General features: G+C 66.2%; 19 protein-coding genes. 7 read left to right on the forward strand and 12 right to left on the reverse strand.

Annotation, left to right across the window (positions count from 1 at the left end; all coding sequences use genetic code 11):
• The first annotated feature begins 47 nt into the window (after positions 1–47).
• The 4 genes from ACLHHB_RS10355 to ACLHHB_RS10370 all read left to right on the forward strand — a co-directional run bounded on the left by ACLHHB_RS10355 (position 48) and on the right by ACLHHB_RS10370 (position 2,513).
• The gene (locus tag ACLHHB_RS10355) at positions 48–1,118 is read left to right on the forward strand and encodes a bifunctional transcriptional activator/DNA repair enzyme AdaA (RefSeq protein ID WP_410218207.1); all 1,071 of its coding nucleotides are present in this window, start codon (positions 48–50) and stop codon (positions 1,116–1,118) included.
• A gap of 126 nt (positions 1,119–1,244) precedes the next feature.
• Positions 1,245–1,541 carry a 50S ribosomal protein L28 gene (gene rpmB, locus ACLHHB_RS10360; protein ID WP_410218208.1) on the forward strand — a complete coding sequence of 99 codons (297 nt, stop codon included), beginning with the start codon at positions 1,245–1,247 and terminating at the stop codon, positions 1,539–1,541.
• Between the two features lie 121 nt (positions 1,542–1,662).
• Positions 1,663–2,001 carry a hypothetical protein gene (locus tag ACLHHB_RS10365; protein ID WP_410218209.1) on the forward strand — a complete coding sequence of 113 codons (339 nt, stop codon included), beginning with the start codon at positions 1,663–1,665 and terminating at the stop codon, positions 1,999–2,001.
• 29 nt (positions 2,002–2,030) lie between these two features.
• A complete protein-coding gene (locus ACLHHB_RS10370) occupies positions 2,031–2,513 on the forward strand; it encodes a copper chaperone PCu(A)C (protein WP_410218210.1) in 483 nt (160 codons plus the stop codon).
• A 34-nt stretch (positions 2,514–2,547) separates the two neighbouring features.
• Here ACLHHB_RS10370 and ACLHHB_RS10375 read toward each other — a convergent pair whose 3' ends face one another.
• On the reverse strand, positions 2,548–3,198 hold the full coding sequence (locus tag ACLHHB_RS10375; protein WP_410218211.1) for an arylesterase: 651 nt from the start codon (positions 3,196–3,198) through the stop codon (positions 2,548–2,550).
• The gene (locus ACLHHB_RS10380; protein WP_410218212.1) at positions 3,195–5,603 is read right to left on the reverse strand and encodes a heavy metal translocating P-type ATPase; all 2,409 of its coding nucleotides are present in this window, start codon (positions 5,601–5,603) and stop codon (positions 3,195–3,197) included. Before ACLHHB_RS10380 ends, ACLHHB_RS10375 begins: the two co-directional genes overlap by 4 nt.
• A gap of 392 nt (positions 5,604–5,995) precedes the next feature.
• Here ACLHHB_RS10380 and ACLHHB_RS10385 point away from each other — a divergent pair, with 392 nt between their 5' ends.
• Together ACLHHB_RS10385 and mnmH are read left to right on the forward strand one after the other, a co-directional pair.
• Entirely contained in the window at positions 5,996–6,568 is a 573-nt protein-coding gene (locus ACLHHB_RS10385) for a L,D-transpeptidase (protein WP_410218213.1), read from the forward strand.
• Between the two features lie 2 nt (positions 6,569–6,570).
• Entirely contained in the window at positions 6,571–7,638 is a 1,068-nt protein-coding gene (gene mnmH, locus ACLHHB_RS10390; protein WP_410218214.1) for a tRNA 2-selenouridine(34) synthase MnmH, read from the forward strand.
• A gap of 16 nt (positions 7,639–7,654) precedes the next feature.
• Here mnmH and ACLHHB_RS10395 read toward each other — a convergent pair whose 3' ends face one another.
• From ACLHHB_RS10395 to ACLHHB_RS10435, 9 genes are all read right to left on the reverse strand, one after another.
• Entirely contained in the window at positions 7,655–8,464 is an 810-nt protein-coding gene (locus ACLHHB_RS10395; protein WP_410218215.1) for a purine-nucleoside phosphorylase, read from the reverse strand.
• Positions 8,448–9,476: an ABC transporter permease gene (locus ACLHHB_RS10400; RefSeq protein ID WP_410218216.1), complete on the reverse strand. Its 1,029-nt coding sequence runs from the start codon at positions 9,474–9,476 to the stop codon at positions 8,448–8,450. The genes ACLHHB_RS10395 and ACLHHB_RS10400 overlap by 17 nt, the downstream gene beginning before the upstream one ends.
• Positions 9,473–10,576 (reverse strand): ABC transporter permease, encoded by a 1,104-nt coding sequence (locus ACLHHB_RS10405; protein ID WP_410218217.1) that lies wholly within the window; start codon positions 10,574–10,576, stop codon positions 9,473–9,475. Before ACLHHB_RS10405 ends, ACLHHB_RS10400 begins: the two co-directional genes overlap by 4 nt.
• On the reverse strand, positions 10,576–12,219 hold the full coding sequence (locus ACLHHB_RS10410; protein ID WP_410218218.1) for an ABC transporter ATP-binding protein: 1,644 nt from the start codon (positions 12,217–12,219) through the stop codon (positions 10,576–10,578). The genes ACLHHB_RS10405 and ACLHHB_RS10410 overlap by 1 nt, the downstream gene beginning before the upstream one ends.
• The gene (locus ACLHHB_RS10415) at positions 12,219–13,208 is read right to left on the reverse strand and encodes a BMP family protein (protein WP_410218219.1); all 990 of its coding nucleotides are present in this window, start codon (positions 13,206–13,208) and stop codon (positions 12,219–12,221) included. Before ACLHHB_RS10415 ends, ACLHHB_RS10410 begins: the two co-directional genes overlap by 1 nt.
• A 79-nt stretch (positions 13,209–13,287) precedes the next feature.
• Positions 13,288–13,722 carry a GNAT family N-acetyltransferase gene (locus ACLHHB_RS10420; protein WP_410218220.1) on the reverse strand — a complete coding sequence of 145 codons (435 nt, stop codon included), beginning with the start codon at positions 13,720–13,722 and terminating at the stop codon, positions 13,288–13,290.
• On the reverse strand, positions 13,719–14,312 hold the full coding sequence (tsaB, locus tag ACLHHB_RS10425) for a tRNA (adenosine(37)-N6)-threonylcarbamoyltransferase complex dimerization subunit type 1 TsaB (protein ID WP_410218221.1): 594 nt from the start codon (positions 14,310–14,312) through the stop codon (positions 13,719–13,721). Before tsaB ends, ACLHHB_RS10420 begins: the two co-directional genes overlap by 4 nt.
• The gene (locus ACLHHB_RS10430) at positions 14,305–14,865 is read right to left on the reverse strand and encodes a NifU family protein (protein ID WP_410218222.1); all 561 of its coding nucleotides are present in this window, start codon (positions 14,863–14,865) and stop codon (positions 14,305–14,307) included. Before ACLHHB_RS10430 ends, tsaB begins: the two co-directional genes overlap by 8 nt.
• Positions 14,866–14,939: 74 nt before the next feature.
• On the reverse strand, positions 14,940–15,395 hold the full coding sequence (locus ACLHHB_RS10435; protein ID WP_410218223.1) for a universal stress protein: 456 nt from the start codon (positions 15,393–15,395) through the stop codon (positions 14,940–14,942).
• Between the two features lie 153 nt (positions 15,396–15,548).
• On the opposite strand from ACLHHB_RS10435, the gene ACLHHB_RS10440 reads away from it, so the two are divergent.
• On the forward strand, positions 15,549–16,355 hold the full coding sequence (locus tag ACLHHB_RS10440; protein ID WP_410218224.1) for a sugar transferase: 807 nt from the start codon (positions 15,549–15,551) through the stop codon (positions 16,353–16,355).
• On the opposite strand, the gene ACLHHB_RS10445 is transcribed toward ACLHHB_RS10440, so the two are convergent.
• Positions 16,304–17,023 (reverse strand): tRNA pseudouridine synthase A (locus ACLHHB_RS10445; protein WP_410218225.1); only part of this gene is annotated, 720 nt, incomplete at its 5' end. The two genes, ACLHHB_RS10440 and ACLHHB_RS10445, sit on opposite strands and share 52 nt — an antisense overlap.

Raw genomic sequence — 17,023 nt, forward strand, 5'->3', positions numbered from 1 at the left:
GGACCTTGGGCGAATCAGCTAAAAGGGGAGGACGACAGGGGGATGAGATGCGCGATCTGCCGGACCATGACCGACTGTACGGGGCGCTTCTGGCGCGCGATCCGGGATACGAGGGCGTCGCGCTGGTGGGCGTCACCTCGACCGGGATCTATTGCCGGCTGACCTGCCCGGCCCGCAAGCCCCGGCCCGAGAACTGTCGCTGGTTCGGGGATGCAGCCGAGGCGCAGGCGGCGGGCTTTCGTCCCTGCCTGCGCTGCCGGCCCGCTGGCCCGCAGGCCGAAGCGCATCCCCTCGTGGCAGACCTGTTGCGCGCGCTGAAGGACCGTCCCGATCATCGCTGGACCCAGGACGACCTGGTGGCGCGGGGGTTCGATCCTTCCACGGTTCGGCGGGTGTTCCGTCAGCATTTCGGGCAGAGCTTTCTGCAGATGGCGCGGGCTTCGAGGCTGCGGCAGGGGATGACGGCATTGCACAAGGGGGATTCGATGATCGAGGCGCAACTGCAGGCAGGGTTCGATTCGGCCTCGGGGTTCCGGGCGGCCTTTCGGGCCCTGTTCGGCCATGCCCCGCACCAGATGCAGGCCAAGGCCGACCTGCGGGCCGACTGGATCGATACCCCTCTTGGGGGGATGATCGCGATTGTCGACGACGCTTCCTTGCACCTGCTTGAATTTGTCGACCGCAAGGCGCTGCCGCAGGGCTTGCGCTGGCTGTCTGCCCTTCATGGCGGGCGCATTGGTCTGGGCCGCAGCCCCGTGACCGACCGGACCGAGGCTGTCCTGCAGGCATTCTTTGCCGGGCGGGACGGGCGGCTGGATCTGCCCGTCCGGCTGGCAGGCACGTCGTTCCAGATCCGCGTCTGGCAGGCGCTGCAGGCGATTCCCGCAGGGCAGACGCGCAGCTATGGCCAACTGGCCGTGGCCATGGGACAGCCCACGGCAGTGCGTGCCGTCGCGGCCGCCAATGGCGCGAACCGTCTGGCGCTGGTCGTGCCCTGCCACCGGGTGATCGGGGCAAATGGCACAATGACAGGATATGCAGGCGGGCTGTGGCGGAAAGAACGGTTGATCGCGACCGAAGCAGCCTATCGCATCACGGATTTTCGGGGAAAGGCTTGACGGACGAGACGCATCCATGTAACCACCCGCGGACGGAATTCCGGGCGCTGCCTCGCGGCGCCCTTTCACATTGGGACGGACCCATCGCCGGGAACGCCCGCACAGCTGAGACGAAGGAACACAACCATGTCGCGCGTCTGCGAACTGACCGGCAAAGGCCCGATGAGTGGTAACAATGTCAGCCACGCCAACAACAAGACCCGTCGCCGGTTCTTGCCGAACCTGAACGAGGTCACGCTGCTGTCCGAAAAGCTGGGCCGCGGTTATTCGCTGCGGATCTCGGCTGCGGCCCTGCGCTCGGTCGACCATCGTGGCGGTCTGGATGCCTTCCTGTCCAAGGCCAAGGACACCGAACTGTCCGACCGCGCCCTGAAGATCAAGCGCGAACTGGTCAAGGCTGACAGCGCTGCCGCTTCGGCCTGATTCGCGGCTGCACGCCGTTCTTGCACAGCCCCGTCGTCATGGCGGGGCTTTTGCATGTCCGGCACTGCCATGCGACGGATTGCCTGCTGAACTTGGCCATTCCATCAGATACTTTGCCTGAATGTTCCGACCGCTGCCCTTTGTCCTGATCCTTGTCCTGATGCTGACCAGCATCGGACTGGGCGTGGCACGGGGCCAAGTCCGTCTGGGAACCGAGGTGGTGCTGTGCACCGGCCATGGCGTTGTTGTCACGCGCTTGCCCGACGGCGGAGGTGGCAAGGCCCATCTTTGTCCCGACATGGCCTTGTCGCTGCTGGCAGCGGTCAATCCGGCGGACGTCCTGGTGCCACCGCGCGTGGCAGTGCCCGGCAAGATTGTCCTCGCTCCTGCGTCCGATCAGCCGCCTGCCCGACAGGTGCAGGTCCGGGTTCGCGGCCCTCCCGCCGCGATGCCTGCCTGACTGACCCATCGGAACGCAAGGATACCACAATGAAAATTCTGACTTTTGCCGCTGTCGCGGCCCTCATGCCTGTTGCTGCCTTGGCCCATGACGGCATGCACATCAATGACGCCTATGCCCGCAGCACCAATCCCAAGGTCGGCGCAGTCTTCATGACACTGGAGAATCACCGCGCGGTCGAATGCACGTTGGAGGCCATTGCCACCGACGCGGCCGAGCGGGCAGAGCTTCACACCCATCAGGATGAGGGCGGGATCATGAAGATGGTCAAGATGGAGGACGGCATCACGGTCCCCCCCGGAGAGGCGCATCAGATGAATCGCGGAGGCGAACACGTGATGTTGTTGGGGCTGGCCCAGCCCCTGAAGGACGGTGATACCGTTGCGCTGACCCTTGATTTCGGCGACTGCGGCACGGAAAGCGCAGAAGCTGTTGTCGACAACCAGCGCGAGGGTGACGCTGGCCAGCAAGATCAGCACCATCATGGCGAAGGCGAACACGCCGGTCATTGAAACAACGGGAAGGGGCGGGTCTTGGGAACCGCCCCTATGCCTTGCGGACGCGCCGCAGCAGTTGAGCGGCCACCGGCCCCAGATGTCCCACGATCAGCCGGACCCCAGCCGCCGAGGGATGTACGCCGTCCGGCAGCAGCAGCGGCCGTCGTTGTTCCGGTGCAATGGCAGCCAGCGGCGCATAAAGGTCGGGCAGTAGCATCACGTCGTGCCGCGCGGCCAGACGCGGCCAGATCCCGGCCCACCGCCGCCGCCAGTCCTTGCTCCCTGCCGGAGCGGCAAGGCCCACCAGCAGCACCGGCCGACCCCGTGCCTTGGCGGTGGTCAGGATCGCGTCCAGATTGGCTTCGGCCGTTGCGGGTTGCCAGCCGCGCAACATGTCATTGCCGCCAAGCTCCACGATGACCGCATCAGGATCATGGCGCCGGACCGACAGTTCGATCCGGACCCGGCCGCCATAGGTCGTGTCGCCCGACAATCCACCGTCGATCACCCGCGCCGGCTGGCCCGCCGCAGACAACCAGTCCGACAGTTGCGGCACCAGCCCCTGACCCGGCGCCAAGCCATAGCCTGCCGTCAGGCTGTCACCAAAGCACAAGAGGCGCGGCAGATTCTGCGCCTGTCCCGGCCGGGCAAGGGCCAAGGTTCCGGCACCGGCCAAGACGCTGCGGCGGGACAGGCTCATGCCGCGCCTTTCAGCCGCAGGGCATTGCCGACCACGAACACCGAGGACAGCGCCATCGCCGCCGCTCCCAGCATCGGCGACAGTTGCGGTCCGCCAAAGGGCACCAGAACACCCATCGCCACCGGAATCAGCGCCGCGTTATAGGCAAAGGCCCAGAACAGGTTCTGGCGGATGTTGCGCATCACGGCGCGCGACAGGCGAATCGCCCGAACAACCCCCTGCGGATCCCCCGACATCAGCACCGCGTCCGCCGATTCGATGGCGATATCGGTGCCCGTTCCGATGGCGATGCCGGTTTCGGCCGCTGCCAGCGCGGGTGCGTCATTGATTCCATCGCCGACAAAGACGCTGCCCTTGCCCATGGCGCGGACGACGGTCAGCTTGTTCTCGGGGGTCAGGCCAGCCTCGATCCGGTTTATGCCAAGGCGCGCGCCGACCGCCTTTGCCGTGGCAGGCAGGTCACCCGACAGCATCGCGGTCTGCAGCCCCATCCGGTGCAGGGCGGCAACTGTCGCCGCCGCTTCAGGGCGTTCGGGATCGGCCAAGGCAAGGCTTGCGACATGGCGCCCCCCGACCGCCACATGCACCGGCGTCGCGCCCTGCGCCGCGGCCGCGTCGGCCTGAGCGATCAGGGCAGGGGCCGGGGCGATTTCCGCGGCCTCCAGCGCCGCGCGGTTGCCGATCAGAAGCGCCTGCCCCTCGACCTGCGCTGACAGACCGCGTCCGGGGGTGGCCGTCACGCCTTCGGCCAAGGGCAGGTCAAGACCCTCCGCCTCGGCCAGAATGGCAGCGGCCAGCGGGTGTTCGGACCGTGCCTCGGCGGCGGCCGTCAGACGCAGCGCCTGGTCGCGCGCGATTCCGTCCGTCCAGATCGCAGTCACGCGGGGTCGGCCTTGCGTCAGGGTGCCGGTCTTGTCAAAAGCCACGATCCTCGCCTCGGCCAGCTTTTGCAGCGCCTCGCCCCGCCGGAACAGCACGCCAAGCTGCGCACCGCGCCCGCTGCCCACCATGATGGACACGGGCACCGCCAATCCCATTGCGCAGGGGCAGGCGATGACCAGCACGGCCACGGCAGCCACGACCGCCTCGGCCAGTCCGGGTCCAAAGGCCAGCCACAGCGCCAAGGTCACGACCGCCAGAGCCATCACGGCAGGGACGAAGATCCGCGTGACCCGGTCCACCAAGGCCTGCACGGGCAGGCGTGCACCTTGTGCCTGCTCGACCAGCGCCACGATGCGCGAAAGAACCGTGTCCGCGCCGGTCGCCGTTACACGAAAGGTCAGAGCCGCAGGGCCGTTCACCGTTCCGCCGGTCAGGCGGTCACCGGGGGTTTTCATTGCCGGAATGGGCTCGCCGGTCAGCATTGCTTCATCCACAGGGCCTTCGCCCTCGGTCACGATGCCGTCCAGCGCGATTCGCTCGCCGGGGGCCAGTTGGACCAGATCGCCGCTGCGCAGTTTGGCCACGGGCACGGTGACGGCGCGACCATCGCGCAAGGCGGTCGCGGTGTCGGGCACCAGCGCGATCAGCTGACGGATGGCATCGCCCGCCTGACCCTTGGCACGCGCCTCCAGCCAGCGGCCCATCAGGATCAGCGTGACGATGACGGCCGCAGCCTCGAACCAGACATGGCGGGACGCTTCGGGCACCAGTCCCGGCGCCAGCGTCACGATGGCCGAAAACAAAAAGGCCGTTCCCGCACCCAGCGCCACAAGGCTGTCCATCTGCGGGCGGCCGTGCAGCAGGGCGGGAATGCCGATGGCAAAAAAGCCCCGGCCCGGACCCGCCAGCACGGCCAGCGCCAAGACCATCTGCGCCAGCCACAGGACCTGCAAGGGAACCAGGCCGTTCAGCCAATGGTGAAAGGCCGGAACAAGGTGCCCCCCCATCTCGACCAGAAAGATCGGCAAGGTCAGCGCCAGCGCCGACAGGAAGGCGCGGCGCAGACCTGGCGCCTCGTCCTCGGGCGGGGCGGCGGGCTGGTCCGGCAGGATCACCTGCGCAGGATAACCAAGTGCCGTCACGGCCTGGGCCAGCGCTTCGGGCGTCAGGCTGGGGGCATGGATCACCTCGGCCCGATGGGTGGCCAGGTTCACCTGCGCCTCGGCCACATCGGGACGGGCGGACAGGCCCCGCGCCACGCGGCCCGAGCATGAGGCGCAGCTCATCCCTTGAATGCTCAGGCGGGTGGTGGCCAGTTCTGCGGGATAGCCCGCTTCCTCCAGCGCGGCCCTCACCTGCGGCAGGGTCGCGCCGTCCAGCCGCAAATGCGCGCGCTTTGTGACGGGATTCACGTTCAGGTCGGTGATGCCGGGCAGGGCGGTCAGGGCCCGTGTGACGCGGCTTGCGCAGCCGGCGCAACGAAGGCCCGGAACGGGCAGGTCAATCGTGGTGGCAGAGGTCATGTCCATATCCACTGATAATGCAGGAAAGGGGCAGCATCGTCAGGGGAACAGGAGGCGCTTGCGGATGCGATGGGGCACGATCCGGCTGTTCACTGTGCGGAAAGGCGTTTCGGTTGACCAGGGTGCGCCGCGGCGACGGCCGGGACAGGCGCAGGCGTGCAGCGGGATGACAGCGGCAGGCACGGTCGCCGCGCCCGCGACACAAATGCGCAGGGCGGGGGGGCGCCTTGCGGGCACCGGTGTCTGGCAGGGTCACGGAGCAGCACATGACCCACAGATGTGCGTGCATGAGGGTCTGGTCAAGGTCGCAGGCGTTCACAACGCCCTCGTGAGTTGCAGAAGGAGGTGCTTTTCCTGTATTCGAGGAAAAACGAACCGGACGAGGATATTCCATGAACCGCCGTCAGATGATCTCGCTGGCCCTGCCGCTGATCGCCGCGCCGTCGCTGGTGATGGCACAAACCGCTCCGGCGCCTGCTGCGGCAGCCACCGGCGGCGACCCCTATGTCCCGACCGAAGTTGCCATCCGGGACGACTTCGAGGTCGGCAGCATCGTTGTCGTCAGCCGCGACTTCTTCCTTTACCACGTCGTGGCGCCGGGCCGGGCGATCCGCTATGGCGTGGCCGTCGGCACGGCCGAACTGGTCTGGAAAGGCAAGGCCACGATCGGTCGCAAGGTGGAATGGCCCAGCTGGCGCCCCACCAATGACATGATCGAGCGCAAGCCGGAGTCCTATGCCAAATATGCCGACGGCATGCCGGGCGGTCCCCAGAACCCGTTGGGTGCACGCGCGCTCTATCTTTACAACGATCGGGGCGAGGATACCGCAATCCGCATCCATGGCACGACCGATCCGGGTTCGATCGGACGGGCGGTGTCGAACGGTTGCCTGCGCATGCGCAACGAAGCGGTGATCAGCCTGTTCGACCAGGTGCCGATCGGCACGCCCGTTTACGTTTTCTGACCTTGACCCTGCAGCTTGGCCGCGTTCTCGACCCCGCGTTGTCGGGGTACGACCAGATCATCGACGCACGCTCTCCGGCGGAATATGCCGAGGATCACCTGCCCGGCGCGATCAACCTGCCCGTCCTGAACGACGAAGAGCGGGCGCGCGTCGGCACGATCTACAAGCAGGTGGCGCCGTTCGATGCCCGCAAGATCGGCGGCGCGCTGGTCATTTCGGCCGTTGCGCGACACATCGCAGGCCCCCTGGCCGAGCACGATGGCGCCTGGAAGCCGCTGGTCTATTGCTGGCGGGGCGGACAGCGGTCCGGCGCATTCACGACCCTTCTGCGCGAGGTCGGCTGGCGTGCCGACCGGGTCGAGGGCGGCTACAAGGCCTGGCGCCGGCTGGTGGTGGACCTGGTGCAGAACGGGCCGGTGCCCTCGCCCGTGATCGTTCTGGACGGCAATACCGGCAGCGCCAAGACCGAGATCCTGCTGCGTCTGGCCGATCGGGGACATCAGGTCATCGACCTGGAGGGGCTGGCGAACCACCGTGGCAGCATCTTCGGCGGCATGCCCGGCGGTCAGCCCAGCCAGAAGATGTTCGAAAGTCGGCTTGCGCTGGCCTTCGAGGCGCTGGACCCGGCATGCCCGGTCCTGGTCGAGGCTGAAAGCAGCCGGATCGGCAATCTCAATGTTCCGAAAGCCATGTGGCAGGCCATTTGCGCCGCGCCTCGTATTCAGCTGGATGTTCCAGTTGAAGGCCGGGCGGTCTTCACCGCCGATCGCTATGCCGGGGTTCTGGGGGATGCTGCACGGATGGCGCCGATCCTGACCCAACTGACGCCGTTGCATCCAGTCGAACGCATCGCTGCGTGGCGGCGAATGCTCGCCATACGCGATTTTTATGGAATTTCCGAAAGCCTCCTGCGGGATCATTATGATCCGCGCTATCAGCGCCACCGCGCGCGGCATGATGACGGCCGCGGGCAGGTGGTGGCCATCGAGAAGCTGACCGATCTGGAGGCTGCGGCCACCGCAGTCGAGGCTGCGTTGGCACGCATGCCCTTGGCTTCCACGCCCGTATAAGGCTGAAACGCCTGCACTAGCCGGACACGGTATCGCGCAGAAACCGCCGCAGCACCGTTTCCAGCTTGGCAGCCCCCAAGGGGGCCATGGCCTTGGTATGGTCGTGGCTGATCGCCTCGTCCGACAGGCCCGCACCCATGTTGGTGATGACCGAAATGGCCGCGGCGCGCAGGCCCAGAAACCGGGCGAGGATGATTTCGGGAACAGTGGACATGCCGACCGCGTCGGCCCCCAGAATCCTGGCCGCCCGGATTTCTGCAGGGGTTTCAAAACTGGGTCCCGAGAACCAGCAATAAACGCCCTGCGGCAGATGGACACCCTCCGCTGCGGCGGCCTCCAGAAGGGCGGCGCGCATGGGGGCATCATGGGCGTCTGTCATCGGCACAAAGCGCGCGTCTGTCACTTCGCCGATCAGCGGGTTGGTCCCTGCAAAGGCGATGTGGTCGTACAGCAGCATCAGTCCGCCGGGCGGGATGTCGGGCCGCAACGACCCTGCCGCATTGGTCAGGATCAGGCGAGGGCAGCCCAGGGCGGCCAGAACCTCCAGCGCGGGGCGCATGGCGTCAGGACGGCCTGATTCATAATAATGGGCCCGGCCCCCAAGAACAGCCACGCGGCGTCCCTCCAGCTGGCCGATCACCAGTTGCGGCACATGGCCTGAAACACCGGCATGCGGAAAGCCGGGCAGGTCGGAATAAGGAATGGCCTCGCCTTCGACCTTGCCGGACAGGTGGCCCAGCCCCGACCCCAGGATCAGGGCGAACTCCGGCGGCGCGTCACCCGCGCGCGCGCGGATGAGGTCGGCGAGTTCAGCGCTCTTTGACATAGGGCTCTCCTCCGGCACGGGGCGGCACGGCGCGTCCGACAAAGCCTGCCAGGATGATGACCGTCAGGATATAGGGCAGGGCATTCATGAACATTGAAGGAACGGTGATGATCCCTAGGTCAAGGTCCGGATAAAGATTTGCGATCGCCTCCAGCAGGCCGAACAGGAAGGTCGCGAACAGGGCCTGCCACGGCCGCCACTTGGCAAAGATCAGCGCCGCAAGGGCAATGAAGCCGCGCCCTGCCGTCATTTCCTTGACGAAACCGGCGGACAGTCCCGTTGCCAGATAAGCGCCCGCGATACCGGTCAGCACGCCGCAGATTGCCACGGCGGTATAGCGCAGCCTGGTGACCGAAACGCCGGCCGTGTCCACCGAGGCCGGGTTTTCCCCCACGGCGCGCAGCCGCAGGCCAAAGCGCGTGCGGAACAGCACCCACCAGGTCAGCGGCACCATGGCAAAGGCCACATAGACCAGGATCGACTGCCCCGAGATCAGGCCGGAATAGATCGGTCCCAGCACCGGCACGTCGCGTACCGCATCGGCAAAGGGCAGGGTGATGGGATTGAAGCGTCCGGCCCCCGTGAGCGGCGGCGTCCGGCCACCGAGGCTGAAGGCGTTCTGCCCGACCAGCACTGTCAGGCCCGACGCCAGAAAGTTGATCGCGACGCCCGAAATCAGCTGGTTGCCCCGAAAGGTGATCGAGGCGAGGCCATGGATCAGCGACAGGACCAGCGCGCCCGCGATTCCCGCGGCAAGGCCCAGCCACGCGCTGCCCGTCAGGAAGGCGACCGAGGCCGAGGTGAAGGCCGCCATCAGCATCTTGCCCTCGAGCCCGATGTCGAAAACGCCGGCACGTTCGGAGTAAAGCCCGGCCAGGCATGCCAGCAGCAGGGGCGTCATCAGCCGCAGCGCGCTGCCGATGCCCTGCTGTGCGGCCGCTCCGTCGGCCAAGGCCCAGACGATGCAGATGGCCAGAACGATCAGCGCGATCAGCGAATCCCTGAGGTTCATTTCGCGGCCCCTCCGCTGCGGCGTCGTGACTGGAACAGCCGTTCCAGCGGCATCCGGACCATGTTGTCCAGCGCACCCGTGAACAGGATGACCAGCGCCTGGATGACGATGATCAGTTCACGCGGAATGGTCGTCCACAGCGCCAGCTCGCCCCCGCCCTGGTACAGAAAGCCGAACAACAGCGCCGCCAGCAGGATGCCGAGAGGATGGTTGCGCCCCATCAGCGCCACGGCGATGCCGATGAAGCCCGCGCCCTCGACCGCGTTCAGCACCAGACGCCCGGCTTCGCCCATGACGTTGTTGATGGCCATCATGCCGGCCAACCCGCCCGAGATCAGCATGGCGATGACGGTGATGCGCACCGGGTTGATGCCGGCATAAACGGCACCCGGTTCGGACTTGCCAAGGGCACGGATCTGATAGCCGAGCCGCGTGCGCCAGATCAGCACCCAGACCAGCAGGCAGGCCGCCAAGGCTACGAAGAAGGTGACGTTGACCGGCGTGTTGCGGCCCCATTCAAACCCCATGGCGGCGGCCAGATCGGTCAGCGCGGGCAGGTTGGTGACCCCGGGAAAGCGGGCCGAGGCCGGGTCCATGCTGCCCACCGGGCGCAGGATGTTGACCAGCACATAGTTCAGCAGCGCCGCGGCAATGAAGTTGAACATGATCGTCGTGATGACGATATGGCTGCCCCGCTTGGCCTGCAGGATCGCCGGAATGAAAGCCCAGGCGGCGCCGAACAGGGCGGCTGCGATCATGGCCACCGGCAGGGCCAGCCCCCAATGCGGCAGCGGCAGGTAAAGCAATGCCAGCGCAACGCCCAAACCGCCCATCGCAGCCTGCCCTTCGCCGCCGATGTTGAAAAGGGCGGCATGGTAGGCCACCATCACCGCAAGCCCGGTAAAGATGAAGTTCGTCGCGTAATACAGCGTGAACCCCCAGCCATAGGAGGAGCCGAGCGCGCCCTCGACCATCGTCGTCAGCGCCTCCCACGGGCTTTCCCCGATGGCGAGGATCACCAGCGCGGAAATGGCCATGGCCAGGATCAGGGAAATCAGCGGCGTCAGGATGACATCCGCCCATTTGGGCATCTTGTCCATCAGGCGGACCCTTCAGGCCGTTCGCCCGCATGCGCCGGGGAAATGCCGGCGCTGTCGGGGGTGTTTTCGGTGTCGGTAACGCCGGCCATCAGCAGGCCCAGTTCACCGGTTGTGGTCTGGGACGGCAGGCGTTCGCCCATGATGCGGCCGTCGAACATGACGGCCACGCGGTCGGACAGCGACAGGATCTCGTCCAGTTCGACCGAAACCAGCAGGATCGCCTTGCCCGCGTCGCGCAGTTCCACGATGCGCTTGTGGATGAACTCGATCGCGCCGATGTCCACGCCGCGCGTCGGCTGGCCGATCAACAACAGGTCGGGGTTGCGCTCGATTTCGCGCGCCACGACGATCTTCTGCTGGTTTCCGCCGGAAAAGTTGCGCGCCGCAAGGTCCGGGTCCCGCGGCCGGACGTCGAAACGCTCCATCTTGGCGGCTGCATCGCGGCGGATGGCGGCATTGTCCATCATCCAGCCCTTGTTGAATTCGGGTGCATCCTGCCAGCCAAAGGCGACATTCTCCCAAGCGGCAAAATCCATGATCAACCCTTCGACCTGCCGGTCCTCGGGGATGTGTCCGATACCGTCGCGGCGGCGCTGGCGCGCATCGCAGCCGCGGCCCGACAAGGCCAAGGGGGCGCCGTTCATCCGCACCGTGCCGCTGACCCGCGCGCCCTTTTCAGGATATCCGCCCAGAATTTCCAGCAGCTGCGTCTGGCCGTTGCCGGACAAACCGGCAAGGCCCAGGATCTCGCCCGCCCGGATGTCGAAGCTGATGCCGCGCAGGCGCTCCACCCCCTCGTCATCGGTCATGGACAGGTCGCGCACTTCCAGAACCGGAGCCTGCGGGCGGGCAGGCGCCTTTTCGACGCTCAGCAGCACCTTGCGGCCGACCATCAGTTCCGCAAGCTCTTCGGGACTGGTTTCAGCGGTTTTGACGGATGCCACCATCTCGCCGCGTCGCATGACCGACACGTTGTCGGTGATCTCCATGATCTCGCGCAGCTTGTGCGTGATCAGGATGATCGTCTTGCCCTGGTCCCGCAGCCCCTCCAGGATGCGGAACAGGTGATCGGCCTCTGCCGGGGTCAGCACGCCCGTGGGCTCGTCCAGAATCAGGATGTCGGCCTGGCGATACAGCGCCTTGAGGATCTCGACCCGTTGCTGGTGGCCGACGGACAGTTCCTCGACCGTCTCGTCCGGATCCACGTTCAGCTGGTATTCGGCGGCCAGCCGCTTCAGCACGCCGCGCGCCTTGGCCAGCGAGGGACGCAGCATGGCGCCATCCTCGGCGCCCAGAATGATGTTCTCCAGCACCGTGAAGTTCTGGACCAGCTTGAAGTGCTGGAAGACCATGCCGATCCCCGCACGGATCGCCGTCTGGCTGTCCGCGATGGTGATGGGCTTCCCATCCACCAGGATTTCTCCGGCATCCGGCTTGTAGAAGCCGTAAAGGATCGACATCAGCGTCGACTTGCCTGCGCCGTTTTCGCCGATGATGCAGTGGATGCTGCCCTTGGGCACATGCAGGTTGATGTCACGATTTGCCTGAACCGGGCCGAATGCCTTCGAGATGCCGCGCAGTTCGATGGCAGCGGGGGCGGCCGCGACCGACCGCCCCCCCTTCACGTCGCCTGCGGCCGTCATCAGGACGCCGGGCAGGTGTTGTCGGTCATGTAATCATGCACCTCGACCTCGCCCGAGGCGATGGCGGCCTTGGCTTCGTCGATGGCGGCCTGCATCTCGTCGGTGACCAGTTCGGCATTCGACTCGTCGATCGCCACGTCCACGCCATTGGCGGCCAGGTCCATGACCTTCACGCCCGGTTCCAGGTCCGTGCCCGCCATGAAGGCGTCATACACGGCATTGTCGACGCGCTTGACCATCGAAGTCAGAACCTGGCCCGGATGCAGGGCGTTCTGGTTGCTGTCCACACCGATGGACAGAATGCCCTGGTCCGCTGCCGTTTGCAGCACACCGATGCCGGTCCCGCCCGCCGCCGCATAGATCACGTCGGCGCCCTGGGACACCTGCGCCCGCGTCAGTTCCCCCCCGCGCACCGGGTCGTTCCAGGCTGCCGGGGTGGTGCCGGTATAGTTGATCAGGACCTTGCCTTCGGGCTGAACCGCCTTGAAGCCCTGCGCAAAGCCGCACTCGAACTTGTGGATCAGAGGGATGTCCATGCCGCCGATGAAGCCGACGGTGCCGGAGTCGGAGGCCATGGCGGCCATGACGCCCGCCAGATAGCTGCCTTCTTCTTCGGTAAAGACGACCGACTGCACGTTCGGGGCCTCGACCACCATGTCGATGATGGCGAACCTGGTATCCGGATAATCGCCTGCGACCTGGCTCAGCACATCGCCAAAGGCAAAGCCGGTCATCACGATCGGGTTCGAACCGGATTCGGCCAGGCGGCGCAGGGCCTGCTCGCGCTGGGCCTCGGACTGCATCTCCAGTTCGCGATAGGTTCCGCCCGTTTCCTCGACCCAGCGCTGTGCCCCGGTAAAGGCCGCCTCGTTGAAGGACTTGTCGAACTTGCCGCCCAGATCAAAGATCAGTGCCGGATCGGCCAGTGCCGCCCCCGCCGTCAGGGCCGTCAGGGCCGAACCGGCCAGAAGCGTTTTTATCAGGGACATCGGGAACCTCATCCTGTTCTTGCGGGCGATTCAGACGGCCCGCCGATCGCCCCGATTAGGGGGCATCGGTCTGGGGCGGTCAACCGCCTTGTTGGTCGGTACGCAGCGTCAGACGCATCACGACGGCGTCCGTCGAAGGGCCATAATAACGCCGCCGCAGGCCGGCTTCCAGCCAGCCAGCGCCAGAATAAAGCCGTCGTGCCGCAAGGTTGTCATCGGCAACCTCCAAAAACGCGACCACTGCCCCTTCCTCGCACGCATGCTCGGCAAAGGCGGCAACCAGTTCGCGCCCCAAGCCGGCCCGCCGCGCCTTTGGGGCCACTGCCAAGGTCAGCAGTTCGGCCTCGTCCCCTACAATGCGTCCCAGCAGGAAGGCCTGCGGGTCATCTTGGGGCCGGCACAGAAGAAAGCAGCCTCGCCCGTCCACAAGACTGCGGAACTCGTCCGCAGACCAAGGCCGAGGTCTCGAAAAGCAGCGCGCATGCAGAGCAGCCAATGCGGCAGGATCGATCATGGCAGGATCAGCGGAGGGGCCTCGCGCGCGGGCGCGGCATCGGCGGGGCGCAGGTAAAGCGGAGCAGGTCTGGGCTGCGGGCGATCCGCGCGCCGGGCTGCCATACGGACAACCCCTTCGGCCAGCGCGACCGCCGGCACAGCCGGCACCGGGCCGGGCGGCAGCGCGCCTGCCGCAGCCTGCTGCGGCAGGCTTTCTTCCCCAGATTCGGGGAAGTCCTGCCAGATCACCTGATCACCGCGGCCCGGGATCACCACCCTGCAAGGGCGCGCCATGCCCCAAGTCAGCGCTTCCGTCGCACTGATCCCGATGGCCGGAATGCGCAGGGCCAATGCCAGCCCACGCGCCGCTGCCACCGCAACCCGGATACCCGTAAAGTTGCCCGGCCCCGTTCCAACACCCAGCACGTCCAGATCGCGCCAGCCCAATCCGGCCTTGGACAGCATCTCTTCCAGCAGGGGCATCAGCCGCTCTGCCTGGCCCTTGACCATGTCTTCATGACGCATCGCCAGCAATCGGTCGCCCCGCAACAAAGCGGCCGCGCAATGCGCGGCCGATGTATCAAAGCCCAGAACGATCCGGTCAGGCAACGGGCCGCACCTCGATCACCTCGGGGATATAATGGCGCAGCAGGTTCTCGATGCCCATCTTCAGCGTCAGGGTCGACGAGGGGCAGCCTGCGCAGGCACCCTGCATGTGCAGATAAACGATGCCGCGATCAAAGCCATGGAACGTGATGTCTCCGCCGTCCTGCGCCACGGCAGGGCGTACGCGCGTGTCCAGCAGTTCCTTGATCTGGCCCACCACCTCGGCATCGGGTCCGTCATGGCTGGCATGCCCTGCGCTTTCGGGGGCCGCGCCTTCGATGGCCGGGGCGCCGGACTGGAAATGCTCCATGATGGCGCCCAGGACAGAAGGCTTCAGGTGGTCCCAGGGCGCCTCGTCGGCCTTGGTCACCGTGATGAAGTCGCGCCCCAGAAAGACGCCTGTCACGCCTTCCACCGCAAAGATGCGACGTGCAAGCGGTGAGGTGGTGCCCGTTTCAGGCGAGGGAAAATCGGCAGTTCCACTGCCAAGAACGGTTTCGCCGGGCAGGAATTTCAGCGTGGCGGGGTTCGGAGTGGTTTCGGTCTGGATGAACATGGCGGCGCTCCTTTGATGCCTGATATGGCGATGCAGGGGGCGCGGGTCAAGCGGCGGGGCCGGAGGGGCCTGCCTCAGGTGATGGCCTCCAGCCGCTCCTTGGACAAATCGCCGGGCACCAGCGTGATCGGGCAGGGCAGAACGGAAGGATCGCGCAGGAACCGCGTCAGGATCGGGTTCTGCCCGCTCTTGTCCGAAGCCAGTCCCAGAACCACGATCCCGATCTCGCCGTCCTCGGAAATCTGGGCCAGCAGTTCTTCGGCAGGATCACCTTCGCGAATGACCAGTTCGGGCTCAACCCCGGGACGTGACCGCATCCATTTCGCAAAGACCTCGTAATGCGCCTCGATCCGTTCACGTGCCTCGGCCCGCATCACGTCAGCCACGCCGAAACCGTGCTGGATGTCATCGGGCGAGATCACCGACAAGATCACCACGGCGCCCTGCGACTTGGCCGCGCGCATCGCCGCAAAACGCATGGCGTTCAGGCACTCCCTGCTGTCGTCCAGCAGCACAAGAAATTTCCGCATTCGGTCCGCTTCTTACCGCTTCGATCGTGTCACAGTGGCCGATGTGCCATGCTCGCGCAAGGGATCGCCGATGAATCCGCCCGAACGGTTTCCATGACGCGGATGGTGTGCTAGCGCCGTTGATGACCTGTAACCTGCACAGCGGACGGTATCGTGACGATCCACCATGATTGGGACAAGACCGACGCCGCGGGGGTCGCTGCCTTTACTCGGCCCAAGATGGCCTGGTTCATGGAAGAGGCCAGTGCACCCGGCGTCAAGCCGATGCCCTTGTCCAAGCGGGCCTTCGACATCGGCTTTGCTCTGCTGCTGCTGATCCCGCTGTCGGTCGTGATGCTGGGGGTCGCGGGTGTCCTGCTGCTGGTTCAGGGTCGGCCGATCCTTTATGCCGCCCACCGGATGCGCGGGCCGAACCAGCCCTTCACCCAGTGGAAGTTCCGCACCATGTTGTGCGAAGAGCATGACTTCGGGGCCACAGGCGCGCACAAGAACTGGCGCATCACGCCCGTTGGCCGCTTTCTGCGCCGCTCCCGCATCGATGAACTGCCGCAACTGTTCAACATCCTGCGCGGCGACATGAGCTTTGTGGGTCCCCGCCCACCGTTGCGCGAATATGTCGAACGCTTTCCCGCCGTCTATGGACGCGTGCTGCTCAGCCGCCCGGGCGTCACGGGCCTTGCGACCCTGATCTATCACCGGCACGAGGATCGGATCCTGGCCCGTTGCAAGTCGGCCGAAGCGACCGAGGCTGCCTATTATCGCCGGTGCCTGCCGGCGAAACTCAAGATCGACCTGATCTATCAACGCCATCGCAGCATGCGGCTCGACCTGTGGATCCTTTGGCACACGCTGAAGATCGTGGTGTCGCGCCGGGACGAGCGCCCGCACCGCCGCCGCCGCGGAGAATCCTATCTGCCGATCGGTCCGTCCATTCGTCCCCGGAAGGGGGCCAGCGGGTAACCCACCCCTGTGAGGTACAGACCCTGCGGCGGGCAAACCGGACCGCAGGCCGACCGGTCTCGCGCCGCCAGCGCCTCGGCCACCCGTGAGGAGGCCCACGAGCCCGCTCCCACACGTTCCAGCGTGCCGACGATTGAACGCACCTGATTGTGCAGGAACGAGCGCGCCCTCAGCGTGAAGCGATATTCGCGGCCATGCGGCACCTCGGCCTCCTCGATCTCGATGCAGTCCAGTGACTTGACCGGACTTTTGGCCTGGCAGATCGATGATCGGAATGTCGTGAAATCGTGATGCCCCACGAGATGGGCCGCGCCTTCACGCATGGCATGGATGTCCAGCGGATTCAGCACCTGCCATACCTGCCCCTTGCCATGCGTCAGGGGCGCCCGGCGTGCCACCAGCCGGAACAGATAGCGCCGCTCGGTCGCCGAAAAACGGGCGTGGAAATCGTCATCGACCTTGGCCGCCGCCAGAATGGCCACCGGCGCAGGCTTGAGATGCCAGTTCAGCGCCTCGCCCAGGCGGAACGGGTCCCAGTCGCGTTCCAGATCGGCATGCGCGACCTGACCCGTCGCATGGACGCCCGCATCGGTGCGGCCCGCCGCCGCGATCCGGGCACCCGCCGCAAAGCCGGGATCAAGCCGTGCCAGCGCCGCCTCGATCGCCCC

The sequence above is a fragment of the Paracoccus sp. (in: a-proteobacteria) genome, assembly GCF_046462195.1.
Classification (GTDB): domain Bacteria; phylum Pseudomonadota; class Alphaproteobacteria; order Rhodobacterales; family Rhodobacteraceae; genus Paracoccus.